At 72.0% G+C, this 12,195-nt stretch carries 13 protein-coding genes; 11 read left to right on the top strand and 2 right to left on the bottom strand.

The features are described 5' to 3' along the window. Positions 1-71 precede the first annotated feature (71 nt). Both ACFYW5_RS28980 and ACFYW5_RS28975 read left to right on the top strand, forming a co-directional pair. Positions 72-1,199, top strand: a complete 1,128-nt coding sequence (locus ACFYW5_RS28980; RefSeq protein ID WP_389420037.1) for a ferrochelatase — start codon at positions 72-74, stop codon at positions 1,197-1,199. 8 nt (positions 1,200-1,207) lie between these two features. Further along, a complete protein-coding gene (locus ACFYW5_RS28975; protein WP_389420036.1) occupies positions 1,208-2,023 on the top strand; it encodes an inositol monophosphatase family protein in 816 nt (271 codons plus the stop codon). Between the two features lie 93 nt (positions 2,024-2,116). Here ACFYW5_RS28975 and ACFYW5_RS28970 read toward each other — a convergent pair whose 3' ends face one another. Next, a complete protein-coding gene (locus tag ACFYW5_RS28970; RefSeq protein ID WP_015657365.1) occupies positions 2,117-2,290 on the bottom strand; it encodes a hypothetical protein in 174 nt (57 codons plus the stop codon). Positions 2,291-2,708: 418 nt separating this feature from the next. Between ACFYW5_RS28970 and ACFYW5_RS28965 the strand changes: the two genes are divergently transcribed. The 4 genes from ACFYW5_RS28965 (at position 2,709) to ACFYW5_RS28950 (ending at position 6,268) form a co-directional block, all read left to right on the top strand. Continuing rightward, entirely contained in the window at positions 2,709-3,362 is a 654-nt protein-coding gene (locus tag ACFYW5_RS28965; RefSeq protein ID WP_009191109.1) for a response regulator transcription factor, read from the top strand. 6 nt (positions 3,363-3,368) lie between these two features. Further along, positions 3,369-4,604 carry a sensor histidine kinase gene (locus ACFYW5_RS28960; protein WP_389420035.1) on the top strand — a complete coding sequence of 412 codons (1,236 nt, stop codon included), beginning with the start codon at positions 3,369-3,371 and terminating at the stop codon, positions 4,602-4,604. Positions 4,605-5,016: 412 nt separating this feature from the next. Further along, complete coding sequence (locus ACFYW5_RS28955) at positions 5,017-5,313, top strand: DUF4193 domain-containing protein (RefSeq protein WP_005481602.1); 297 nt, start codon at positions 5,017-5,019, stop codon at positions 5,311-5,313. A 13-nt stretch (positions 5,314-5,326) separates the two neighbouring features. Continuing rightward, entirely contained in the window at positions 5,327-6,268 is a 942-nt protein-coding gene (locus ACFYW5_RS28950) for a hypothetical protein (RefSeq protein WP_389420034.1), read from the top strand. A gap of 43 nt (positions 6,269-6,311) precedes the next feature. Here ACFYW5_RS28950 and ACFYW5_RS28945 read toward each other — a convergent pair whose 3' ends face one another. Beyond that, positions 6,312-6,770 (bottom strand): DUF3093 domain-containing protein, encoded by a 459-nt coding sequence (locus ACFYW5_RS28945; RefSeq protein ID WP_389420033.1) that lies wholly within the window; start codon positions 6,768-6,770, stop codon positions 6,312-6,314. 58 nt (positions 6,771-6,828) lie between these two features. Here ACFYW5_RS28945 and ACFYW5_RS28940 point away from each other — a divergent pair, with 58 nt between their 5' ends. From ACFYW5_RS28940 to ACFYW5_RS28920, 5 genes are all read left to right on the top strand, one after another. Continuing rightward, the gene (locus ACFYW5_RS28940; RefSeq protein ID WP_389420032.1) at positions 6,829-7,413 is read left to right on the top strand and encodes a PaaI family thioesterase; all 585 of its coding nucleotides are present in this window, start codon (positions 6,829-6,831) and stop codon (positions 7,411-7,413) included. Beyond that, entirely contained in the window at positions 7,410-7,961 is a 552-nt protein-coding gene (gene dut, locus ACFYW5_RS28935; protein ID WP_389420031.1) for a dUTP diphosphatase, read from the top strand. Before ACFYW5_RS28940 ends, dut begins: the two co-directional genes overlap by 4 nt. 1 nt (position 7,962) lies before the next feature. After that, positions 7,963-8,724 carry a DUF3710 domain-containing protein gene (locus ACFYW5_RS28930; protein WP_250071186.1) on the top strand — a complete coding sequence of 254 codons (762 nt, stop codon included), beginning with the start codon at positions 7,963-7,965 and terminating at the stop codon, positions 8,722-8,724. Between the two features lie 204 nt (positions 8,725-8,928). Beyond that, positions 8,929-11,490, top strand: a complete 2,562-nt coding sequence (locus ACFYW5_RS28925) for a DUF4118 domain-containing protein (RefSeq protein WP_389420030.1) — start codon at positions 8,929-8,931, stop codon at positions 11,488-11,490. Then, on the top strand, positions 11,487-12,167 hold the full coding sequence (locus ACFYW5_RS28920) for a response regulator (RefSeq protein ID WP_389420029.1): 681 nt from the start codon (positions 11,487-11,489) through the stop codon (positions 12,165-12,167). The genes ACFYW5_RS28925 and ACFYW5_RS28920 overlap by 4 nt, the downstream gene beginning before the upstream one ends. Positions 12,168-12,195: the final 28 nt, after the last annotated feature.

Genomic DNA, 12,195 nt, shown 5'->3' with positions numbered 1-12,195 from the left:
GGCCGGTCGGAGGCCCAGGTCGACCCCCCGCACTGTCCCGGCTGTCAGTGCCGGGTGGCAGGATCGGACCCATGCCAGACGCGCTCGATGCCAGCCCCTACGACGCCCTCCTGCTGCTCTCCTTCGGTGGCCCCGAGGGCCCGGACGACGTGGTTCCGTTCCTGGAGAACGTGACGCGGGGGCGCGGCATCCCCAAGGAACGGCTGAAGGAAGTCGGACAGCACTACTTCCTGTTCGGCGGGGTCAGCCCCATCAACGACCAGAACCGCGCACTCCTCGACGCCCTGCGCAAGGACTTCGCCGGCCACGGCCTGGACCTGCCCGTCTACTGGGGCAACCGCAACTGGGCGCCGTATCTCACGGACACCCTGCGCGAGATGGTGCGCGACGGCCGCCGCCGCATCCTGGTCCTCGCCACCAGTGCCTACGCCTCGTACTCGGGCTGCCGCCAGTACCGCGAGAACCTCGCCGACTCGCTCGCCGCCCTGGAGGCCGAGGGCCTGGAGCTGCCTAAGATCGACAAGCTCCGGCACTACTTCAACCACCCCGGCTTCGTGGAGCCCATGACCGACGGCGTGCTGCGGTCCCTGGCCGACCTCCCGGAGGAGGTCCGGGACGGCGCCCAGATCGCGTTCACGACCCACTCCATCCCCCTCTCGGCCGCGGACACCTCCGGACCGGTCGAGGACCACGGTGACGGCGGGGCGTACGTCAGGCAGCATCTGGACGTGGCGCGACTGATCGCCGAGGCCGTCCGCGAGCGCACCGGCGTCGACCGCCCCTGGCAGCTCGTCTACCAGTCCCGCTCCGGCGCCCCGCACGTCCCGTGGCTGGAGCCCGACATCTGCGACCACCTGGAGGAGCGGTACGCCGCCGGTGCCCCGGCCGTGGTCATGGCGCCCATCGGGTTCGTCTCGGACCACATGGAGGTCCTGTACGACCTCGACACCGAGGCCACCGCCAAGGCCGCGGAGCTAGGTCTTCCGGTCCGCCGCTCGGCCACCGTCGGAGCCGACCCCCGGTTCGCCGCCGCCGTCCGCGAGCTGGTCCTGGAGCGGGCAGCCGCCGAGAGCGGCCGGGCCGTCACCCCGTGCGCCCTGGGCGCGCTCGGCGCGAGCCACCACCTCTGCCCGGTCGGCTGCTGCCCGGCCCGCGCCCCCCGGCCCGCCGCCGCGGGCGCCGACAGCCCCTACGCCTGAGGAGCCCCGTGACCGACCCCGTCCACACGGACCTGCTCCGTCTCGCCCGGCAGGCCGCGCGCCGCGCGGGCGACCTGCTGCGGGACGGCCGCCCGGCCGACCTCGCGGTGGCCAAGACCAAGTCGAGCCCGATCGACGTGGTCACCGAGATGGACATCGCCGCCGAGAAGCTGATCACCGACCTGATCTCCGACCAGCGCCCCGACGACGGCTTCCTCGGTGAGGAGGGCGCCTCCACCGAGGGCACCAGCGGGGTCCGCTGGGTGATCGACCCGCTCGACGGCACCGTCAACTACCTGTACGGCCTGCCCACTTGGGCCGTCTCCATCGCCGCCGAGCAGGACGGCGAGACCGTCGTCGGAGTCGTCGCCGCCCCCATGCGCGGCGAGACGTACCACGCCGTCCGCGGCGCCGGAGCCTTCGCCACCGGCGCCTGGGAGGGCGAGCGCCCCCTGGCCTGCCGGCCGGCGCCGCCGCTGGAGCAGGCGCTGGTCTCCACCGGCTTCAACTACGTGACCGGCGTCCGGGTCCATCAGGCCGAGATCGCGCACCGGCTGATCCCGCTGCTGCGGGACATCCGGCGCTCCGGATCGGCGGCGGTCGACCTGTGCGACGTGGCCGCGGGCCGGCTGGACGGCTACTACGAGCGGGGCCTGCACCCCTGGGACCTCGCGGCGGGCGACCTGATCGCCCGGGAAGCGGGGGCCCTGACCGGTGGACGGCCCGGAGAGGGCTCCACGGGTGATCTGGCGATCGCGGCCACCCCGGGCGTCTTCGAGCCCCTCCAGCGGCTGCTGGAGGACTTCGGCGCCTGGCACGACTGAACCGCTGTCCGGCACGGCACGAGAGCGGGCCCCCGGCGCTGGATTCGCCGGGGGCCCGCTCCTGTGCGTAAGTTTTTTGTGCGCAAGTACTGATCAGACGCTGTACGCGCCGACTTCCACACCGTGCTCCGCGGCGAGGCGGCGCAGGTCGTCGAGCTCGCCCTGCTCCACCTCGACGAGGAAGTCGTCGCCCTCGTCGCGGGCCCGCGTCAGGTCGGACTCGGTCGCCCTTATGCGCTGCAGAAGCCCTGCGGTGAATGCGTCCATGCTGTGCCCCCTCGTCCTGGGTCGTGGGTCGGTGGCACCGGGGTGTGCCGTTCGGAAGGGGCGATCACGTCCCCTGTGGGTGCCCGGCGCTGCCCCAGCCGGGCGGCGACGGTGCCGGACATCCACGACCGCTCTGCGGAAAGCGGATTGCCGCGTACCGCATGGTGGTGCGGCACAAGCGGAGCGTGATCGCGGGGTGTACAGCCGTCCTCCCCCCGCGCTTCCTCACGGAAACCTCAACCCCCGCAGAAAATCCCGCATTCCCGGGCCCGCACAGCCGCCCTTCATGCGCCCCTCACCCGCCTTACCGCCGACTTATGGCCGAAAAGGGCAGGATGGACGCCGACACACCCCACCAGACCCCTGCTCGCGCGCCCCAGCGGCGCTACGCGGGTGGACCTCAGGAAGGAACAGCGACGTGCGCGTACTCGTCGTCGAGGACGAGCAACTGCTCGCCGATGCGGTGGCCACCGGACTGCGCCGGGAGGCCATGGCCGTCGACGTCGTGTACGACGGTGCGGCCGCCCTGGAGCGCATCGGCGTCAACGACTACGACGTGGTCGTCCTCGACCGTGACCTCCCGCTCGTGCACGGCGACGACGTCTGCCGCAGGATCGTCGAACTCGGCATGCCCACCCGCGTGCTGATGCTGACGGCGTCCGGCGATGTGAGCGACCGGGTCGAGGGCCTGGAGATCGGCGCCGACGACTATCTCCCCAAGCCCTTCGCCTTCAGCGAGCTCACGGCACGCGTGCGTGCCCTCGGCCGGCGCACCAGCGTGCCGCTGCCGCCCGTCCTGGAGCGCGCCGGGATCAAGCTCGACCCCAACCGCCGCGAGGTCTTCCGCGACGGCAAGGAGGTGCAGCTCGCCCCCAAGGAGTTCGCCGTCCTGGAGGTGCTGATGCGCAGCGAGGGCGCCGTGGTCTCCGCGGAGCAGCTGCTGGAGAAGGCCTGGGACGAGAACACCGACCCGTTCACCAACGTCGTCCGGGTCACCGTCATGACGCTGCGCCGCAAGCTGGGCGAGCCCCCCGTGATCGTCACCGTCCCCGGCTCCGGCTACCGGATCTGATCCCCCGTGGCAGCGACCCCCGCACCGCCCCATGCGCCCCCCAAACCGACCTGGGACCCGAGGAAGCCGGTGCAGCCCTTCCCCTGGCTGCGCCCCACCATCCGGATACGGCTCACCCTGCTCTACGGCGGCATGTTCCTGATCGCCGGCATCCTGCTGCTGTCGATCATCTATCTGCTGGCCGCGAGCGCGCTGAACGTCGGCAGTGATCTGCCGTTCAGGGTCCTGTCCGGCCAGGTGTCCAGTGACATGTGCAACATGCGCGCCACTCAACTGCCCGCGGACGAGCTCAACCGCGCGCTGAACGAGTGCGTGAACGAACAGCGGCAGAACGCCCTGGACACCCTGCTCAGCCGCTCCCTGCTGGCCCTGCTCGGCCTCGCCGTCATCGCCTTCGCGTTCGGCTACGCCATGGCGGGCCGCGTCCTGTCGCCGCTCGGCCGGATCACCCGAACCGCCCGCGCGGTGGCCGGCTCCGACCTGTCCCGGCGGATCGAGCTGGACGGCCCGGACGACGAGCTGAAGGAGCTGGCGGACACCTTCGACGACATGCTGGAGCGCCTCCAGCGGGCCTTCACCGCCCAGCAGCGCTTCGTCGGCAACGCCTCGCACGAGCTGCGCACCCCGCTCGCGATCAACCGCACGCTGCTGGAAGTGCACCTGTCCGACCCGACCGCGCCGGTGGAGCTCCAGCAGCTCGGCAAGACCCTGCTGGCCACCAACGAGCGCAGCGAGCAGCTCGTGGAGGGCCTGCTGCTGCTCGCCCGCAGCGACAACCAGATCATCGAGCGCAAGCCGGTCGACCTCGCGGAGGTGGCCGAGCAGGCCGTCGACCAGGTGCACGGCGAGGCCGAGGCCAAGGGCGTGGAGATCCGCGGCAAGCGGGACCCCGCGGTGGTCCAGGGCAACGGCGTCCTGCTGGAGCGGATCGCCCTGAACCTCGTGCAGAACGCCGTGCGGTACAACATCCCCGAGGGCGGCTGGGTCGAGGTCACCACCGAGCTGCAGCACGGCCAGGCGGTCCTGGTCGTGTCCAACACGGGGCCGGTCGTCCCGGCGTACGAGATCGACAATCTCTTCGAGCCGTTTCGGCGGCTGCGCACGGAGCGCACGGGCAGCGACAAGGGCGTAGGACTCGGTCTGTCCATCGCGCGGTCCGTGGCCCGGGCGCACGGCGGGCACATCGCGGCACAGCCGCGCGAGGGCGGAGGGCTGGTGATGAGAGTGGCTCTGCCGGTCTGAGAGCGGCGACCCAAACAGAGATCGATAAGGCGACACTCGGACTTGTTCGCTTTGCGCGGAATTTTCTGGACGTGAAGTAAGAGGTACCGTGTGTGATCGATCACAGGGGCGAATTTCCAGCCATCTACTCTCCGTGATCATGCGAGCCGCCGGAAAGCCGGGATAATCCGGGTTTTCGGGGGTCGTGATCACGGGAAGTACACGGTGAGACGCCTTTGAAGTGCGGCATTGGGACCGTGTACGGTCCGCATCGCCATCCAAGCCGATCACTCTTGAGGAGTCCGGTTGGGTGTCGATTGAGTAACAGACCTTGATGTGAGGCAAAATCTCCGCCTCGGGTCGGGCACAAGTCCGGCCTCTCACGCGTTACGTGCGCTGGAGACACCGCAGACACCCAGAGGGGGAGAGCGACATGGCAACGGATTACGACACCCCACGCAAGACCGACGACGACGTCGACTCGGACAGCCTTGAAGAGCTCAAGGCCCGCCGGAACGACAAGTCGACCTCCGCAGTGGACGTCGACGAATTCGAGGCCGCGGAAGGCCTCGAGCTGCCCGGCGCGGACCTCTCGAACGAGGAGCTGGCCGTCCGGGTGCTGCCCAAGCAGCAGGACGAGTTCACTTGCATGAGCTGCTTCCTGGTGCACCACCGCAGCCAGCTGGCCCGGGAGAAGAACGGCCAGCCGATCTGCCGCGACTGCGACTGAGGGCGGGTCGGCCGTGACTGGCTCGACCCCTCCCTGGAAGCGCCGCTTCCCCGGCCGGGGAGCGGACCAAGGGCCGCCCGGCGGCCCCTACGGCGCGCGTGACGACGGGCGAGGCTCATCCGCTGACGGATCGGCCTCGCTCGAACCGGCGGCCGGCTCCGGCACTCCGCCGGTGCCGGCTCAGCCTCCTGCTCCCGTTGCCCGGCGACGGGCCGCGGTGATCCGCGACAAGGCCCTGGAAGGCGTCCGTAAGGGCGGCAGCCGCGCCAAGGCGGGCCTCGCCTACCTCGCCGACCGGATCATCGACAACGCCCCGCGAGTGCCCGTACGGGACCTCGCGACCCTGCGCAGACAGTTCCCGGGGCTCGGCCCCGAACAGCTCGCCGACAAGCTCGTGGCCGGCGCGATGACCGCGACGTCCACGGTCGGTGCGGGCGTTGGTGCGGCGGCGATGCTGCCCGTGCCGCCGGCCATGCCGGCGGAGCTGGCCGCGGAGGTCACCGGAGTCGCCGCGATCGAGCTGAAGCTGATCGCCGAACTCCACGAGGTCTACGGCGTACGCCCGCCGGGGAACCTGAAACAGCGCTCCACCGCCTACCTGGACTCCTGGTCGGGGGAGCGCGGCATCGACGTGACCAAGCCGGCCACGGTGAGCACGGCGCTGAACAGCCACATGAAGCACCAGATGCGCCAGCAGATCATGAAGCGGATGGTGCGCAACCTGCCGAACCTGATGCCGTTCATGGTCGGCGCGGCCGTGGGCGCGCTGATGAACCGCCGGGACACCAAGAAGCTGGCCGACCGGATCCGTGCGGACCTGCGCCGGATCCAGGTGCCGTGGGACGCGCTGCCCGATCTCCCGCCGCTGGAGACACCGGCCGACCCGCTGACGCTGGGGGACGTCGCGAAGGAGGTCCGCCCCAGACGTCTCGGGCGCGGATGGCCGGGGAAATGACCTGCTCCGGGTCCCCGTTCCGGGGACCCTTCGACCCTGTGTGCTAGGCCGCCTTGGCCGCCGCGATGGCCTCCGCCAGGGCCTCCGGCTGCCGCGTCGACAGGTACAGGTACGGCGTCGGGTCCTCGGGGTCGGTGACCTGCACGCGCAGCGCGGTCGGGATGTAGGCCCGCAGCAGCAGGAAGGCGCGGGTGTCGGCCTTGTACGTGCGCCAGGCCCGGGCCTCCTCGCGGTCCAGGACCTCCGCCTCGCCCAGCGCGGTGACCGGGATCTTCGCGTCGCCCGCGATCAGCGAGCCGCCCACCACCCGGATCCGCACCGCGCCGTAGGAACTGGCCACCACGGCCGCCGCGGCGGTGCCACCCACCAGGCCGCCGAGCATCGGCAGGGTGCCGAAAGGCAGCAGGATCAGCGCCAGCGCGAAGCCGGCCAGCAGCGACACCAGCCACCACGAGCGGGGGGCGGTGAGGCGTTCTTCGTACGGGGTGGCGGAGAGCTGCATGGATCCAAGCTTGGCACGGTGTCCGGAAGGCGCCGACGCGCGGGTAAGGTCTGCGGCTGTGAGTGGTACATCCGCAAACCTTCAGCCCCCGGCCGGCGCCGTGAAACCGGTGCGACACCCGGACGCCCCCGCGCCCGGTGAACTGCTCGGCGCGCACTACGGCCAGTGTTTCGGCTGTGGCGGCGAGCAGCCGCACGGGCTGCACCTCCAGGCGCGGGCGGGCGAAGGGGTCACCCTCACCGCCGAGTTCACCGTGCGCCCCGAGCACCAGGGCGCGCCGGGCCTCGCGCACGGCGGCATCCTCACGACCGCGCTCGACGAGACCCTCGGCTCGCTGAACTGGCTGCTGCGGACCATCGCCGTGACCGGCCGCCTGGAGACCGACTTCCGGCGGCCCGTGCCGGTCGGCACCGTGCTGCATCTCGAGGCCGAGGTGACCGCGGTGGCCGGGCGGAAGATCTACTGCACCGCCACCGGACGCGTCGGCGGCCCCGAAGGACCCGTCGCCGTCCGCGCCGACGCGCTCTTCGTCGAGGTCAAGGTCGACCACTTCATCGACAACGGCCGCCAGGAGGAGATCCAGGCCGCCATGAACGACCCGGACCAGGTGCGGCGGGCCCGCGCCTTCGAGGTGAACCCGTGAGCCGTGACCCCCTGAACGTGCTGATCCGCCGCGTCGACCCGGACGTACCGCTGCCGTCGTACGCGCATCCCGGCGACGCCGGCGCGGATCTGCGCACCACCGAGGCCTGTGAACTGAGGCCGGGCGAGCGCGCGGTGCTGCCGACGGGGGTGTCTGTGGCGCTCCCCGAGGGGTACGCGGCCTTCGTGCACCCACGTTCCGGTCTGGCCGCCCGCTGCGGTGTTGCCCTGGTGAATGCCCCGGGGACGGTTGATGCCGGGTACCGTGGGGAGATCAAGGTGATCGTGGTGAATCTCGACCCGCGCGAGTCCGTGCGGTTCGAGCGCTTCGACCGGATTGCCCAACTGGTCGTCCAGCAGGTCGAGAGGGTCCGCTTCCAGGAGGTCGCGGAGCTTCCCGGCTCGGCGCGGGCCGAGGGGGGCTTCGGGTCCACCGGTGGGCACGCCGCCGTGGGCGGCGGGCGCGGCACAAGCGGTCAGGCCGCCGAGGGCGGCACGACGGGTGGGACTAGATACGCTTCGGTCGTATCCGACCGGGAAGGACAGTGACGTGTTCGGACGTCGCAAGAAGAAGGGTGCCGCCGAGGACGCGGCCGGCGAGCCCGAGCAGGTCGTCGACGGCGTCGACACCGAGGCGGACGACGAGGGCACGCGCGAGCGCGTGCGGCTGGAGCCGGAGCCGCGGCCCGACGGGCCGTGGGACAGCACCGAGGTGCGTGAGCCCGGCGAGGGCAGGGTCGACCTGGGCGGGCTCTTCGTGCCCGGGGTCGAGGGCATGGAGCTGCGGGTCGAGGTCGCGGGCGACGCGATCGTCGCGGCGACCGTCGTCCTGCGCGACAGCGCCATCCAGCTGCAGGCCTTCGCCGCCCCCAAGCGCGAGGGCATCTGGGGCGAGGTGCGCGAGGAGATCGGCTCCGGCATCACCCAGCAGGGCGGCATCATCGACGAGGTCGAGGGCCCGCTGGGCTGGGAGCTGCGGGCGCAGGTCCCGGTGCAGCTGCCGGACGGCACGGGCGGCTTCCAGGTCGTGCGGTTCGTCGGTGTGGACGGGCCGCGCTGGTTCCTGCGCGGAGTGATCTCGGGCCAGGGTGCGGTGCAGCCGCAGGCGGCCGGGCTGCTGGAGCAGATCTTCCGGGACACGGTCGTGGTCCGCGGCGAGGGCCCGATGGCGCCCCGCGACCCGATCGTCCTGAAGCTGCCGAACGACGCCCAGATGGTCCCCGAGGGGGTCCAGCAGGAGGATGCCGGATCCCGGTTCTCGGGCGGCATGGGGCAGTTGCAGCGCGGACCGGAGATCACCGAGGTCCGTTAGACAGTCGTGAGCGAGAGGGCCGTACCCCCGAGGGGGTGCGGCCCTCTCGCATGCGGTCCTCTCGCGTGCGCGGGGGTCTTGACGGCGTACGAACCGGACTGCTCGCGGCCGCCACCGGGTCGGTGCGTCAGGGTTGTGTCAAGGACGCACCGGCTGCCGCACCCGGCGCCATATGCCCGGTTTGCGGGTCGTAAGGTCGACGCTGTGGGACGCGGCAGGCTCAGGATCTATCTCGGTGCGGCACCGGGCGTCGGCAAGACGTACGCGATGCTCTCCGAGGCGCACCGGCGTGCCGAGCGGGGCACCGACTGCGTGGTGGCGTTCGTGGAGCACCACGACCGGCCGCGCACCGAGGTGCTGCTGCACGGCCTGGAGCAGATCCCGCGCCGGACGCCGGCCTACCGCGGCGGCACCTTCTCCGAGATGGACGTCGACGCCGTCCTCGCCCGGCGGCCCCGGGTGGCGCTGGTGGACGAGCTCGCCCACACCAATGTCCCCGGCTCCCGCAACGCCAAGCGCTGGCAGGACGTCGAGGAGCTGCTCGCGGCCGGGATCGACGTCATATCGACGGTCAACATCCAGCACCTGGAGTCGCTGGGCGACGTCGTGGAGTCCATCACCGGCGTACGGCAGCGGGAGACCGTGCCGGACGAGGTGGTGCGCCGGGCCGACCAGATCGAGCTGGTCGACATGTCCCCGCAGGCCCTGCGCCGGCGGCTGGCGCACGGCAACGTCTACCGGCCCGACAAGGTCGACGCGGCCCTGTCCCACTACTTCCGGCCCGGCAACCTCACCGCTCTGCGCGAGCTGGCGCTGCTGTGGGTGGCCGACCGGGCCGACGAGTACCTGCGCGCCTACCGCGGCGAGCACCGGGTGTCGAGGATCTGGGGCTCGCGCGAGCGGATCGTGGTCGGTGTCACCGGCGGCCCCGAGGGCCGGACCCTGATCCGGCGGGCCGCGCGGCTGGCCGAGAAGGGCGCCGGCGGTGAGGTCCTCGCCGTCTACATCGCCCGCAGCGACGGCCTGACCTCGGCCTCGCCCGAGGAACTCGCTGTACAGCGCACCCTCGTGGAGGAGCTGGGCGGCACCTTCCACCATGTCGTGGGCGACGACATCCCGGCCGCCCTGCTGGACTTCGCGCGCGGGGTGAACGCCACCCAGATCGTGCTCGGCTCCTCGCGCCGCAAGACCTGGCAGTACGTCTTCGGGCCCGGCGTCGGGGCGACCGTCGCCCGGGAGTCGGGGCCCGACCTCGACGTGCACATCGTCACCCACGAAGAGGCCGCCAAGGGGCGCGGGCTGCCGGTCGCCCGGGGAGCCCGGCTCGGCCGGTCCCGGATCGTGTGGGGCTGGCTGGCCGGGGTCGGCGGTCCGGCCCTGCTCACCCTGCTGCTGACCCACGTCGACGCCGACCTGGGCCTCACCAACGACATGCTGCTGTTTCTGGCCCTGACGGTGGCGGCGGCACTGCTCGGCGGGCTGCTGCCCGCGCTGGCCTCGGCGCTGACCGGATCGCTGCTGCTGAACTGGTTCTTCACCGCGCCCGTGCACCGGATCACCATCGCCGACCCGAAGAACATCCTGGCCCTGGTGATCTTCGTAGCCGTGGCGGTGTCGGTGGCCTCGGTGGTCGACCTCGCCGCCCGCCGCACCCACCAGGCCGCCCGGCTGCGCGCCGAGTCCGAGATCCTCTCCTTCCTCGCCGGGGACGTGCTGCGCGGCGAGACCAGCGTGGAGGCGCTGCTGGAACGGGTCCGGGAGACCTTCGGGATGGAGTCGGCGGCCCTGCTGGAGCGGGCGGGCGACCTCGAGCCATGGACCTGCGCGGGCGGCGCCGGCCAGGGCGGGCCCGTGCGGCGGCCCGAGGACGCGGACGTGGACATGCCGGTCGGCGATCACCTGGCGCTGGCGCTGACCGGCCGGGTGCTCCCCGCCGAGGACCGCCGGGTGCTGGCCGCGTTCGCCGCGCAGGCCGCCGTCGTCCTGGACCGGCGCCGGCTCCACGAGGAGGCCGAGCAGGCCCGCGCGCTGGCCGAGGGCAACCGCATCCGTACGGCGCTGCTGGCCGCCGTCAGCCACGATCTGCGCACCCCGCTCGCGGGGATCAAGGCGGCCGTGAGCAGCCTGCGCTCGGACGACGTGGCCTGGTCGCAGGAGGACGAGGCGGAGCTGCTGGCCGGGATCGAGGAGGGCGCCGACCGCCTCGACCACCTGGTCGGCAACCTGCTCGACATGTCCCGCCTGCAGACCGGCACGGTCAGCGCGATCCTCCGCGGGACCGGCCTGGACGAAGTGGTGCCGGTGGCGCTCGGCGGGGTGCCCGAGGACAGCGTCGAACTCGACATTCCCGAGACCCTGCCCATCGTCACCGTCGACCCCGGGCTGCTGGAGCGCTCGGTCGCCAACGTCGTCGAGAACGCCGTCAAGTACAGCCCGCCCGGCGTCCGCGTCCTCGTCTCCGCCAGCTCCCTCGCCGACCGCGTCGAGGTACGGGTCGTGGACCGCGGACCCGGTGTCCCCGATGACGCCAAGGAGCGGATCTTCGCGCCCTTCCAGCGGTACGGTGACGCGCCGCGCGGGGCCGGGGTGGGACTAGGGCTCGCGGTGGCGCGGGGGTTCGCGGAGGCGATGGGCGGGACGCTGAACGCGGAGGACACCCCGGGCGGCGGCCTGACGATGGTGTTCACGCTCCGCGTCGCCGCCGGCGAACTCGTACTGCCCCCCGTACCGGACGTACCCCACCCCGAAAGGCAGGAGGCCCCATGACCCGGGTGCTCGTGATCGACGACGATCCGCAGATCGTGCGGGCCCTGGTGATCAACCTCAAGGCCCGCAAGTACGAGGTGGACGCCGCGTACGACGGCGCCGGCGCCCTCCAACTCGCCGCCGCCCGCCATCCTGATGTGGTCGTCCTCGACCTCGGTCTGCCCGACATGGACGGCGTCGACGTCATCCGGGGTCTGCGCGGCTGGACCCGGGTGCCGGTCCTCGTGCTGTCCGCACGGCACTCCTCCGACGAGAAGGTCGAGGCGCTGGACGCGGGCGCCGACGACTACGTCACCAAGCCGTTCGGCATGGACGAGCTGCTGGCCCGGCTGCGGGCGGCGGTCCGGCGCGCCGAGCCGCTCGGCGGCGATGAGGAGGTGATCGTCGAGACGGGCACGTTCACCGTCGATCTGGCCGCGAAGAAGGTCAACCGTGCCGGGGCCGACGTCCGGCTGACGCCGACCGAGTGGCACCTGCTGGAGGTCCTGGTCCGCAACGCCGGGCGGCTGGTCGGCCAGAAGCAGCTGCTGCAGGAGGTCTGGGGGCCGTCCTACGGGACCGAGACGAACTATCTGCGGGTGTACATGGCCCAGTTGAGACGGAAGCTGGAGGCGGACCCCTCGCACCCGAAGCACTTCGTCACGGAACCCGGGATGGGGTACCGCTTCGAGCGCTGACCAGCGCTGACCAGCGCTGACCAGCGCT

Origin of the sequence: Streptomyces sp. NPDC002779, assembly GCF_042888685.1 — a bacterium.
Classification (GTDB): domain Bacteria; phylum Actinomycetota; class Actinomycetes; order Streptomycetales; family Streptomycetaceae; genus Streptomyces.
The sequence above is the reverse complement of the archived record's forward strand: the minus strand, read 5'-3'. Positions and strand labels throughout refer to the sequence as shown.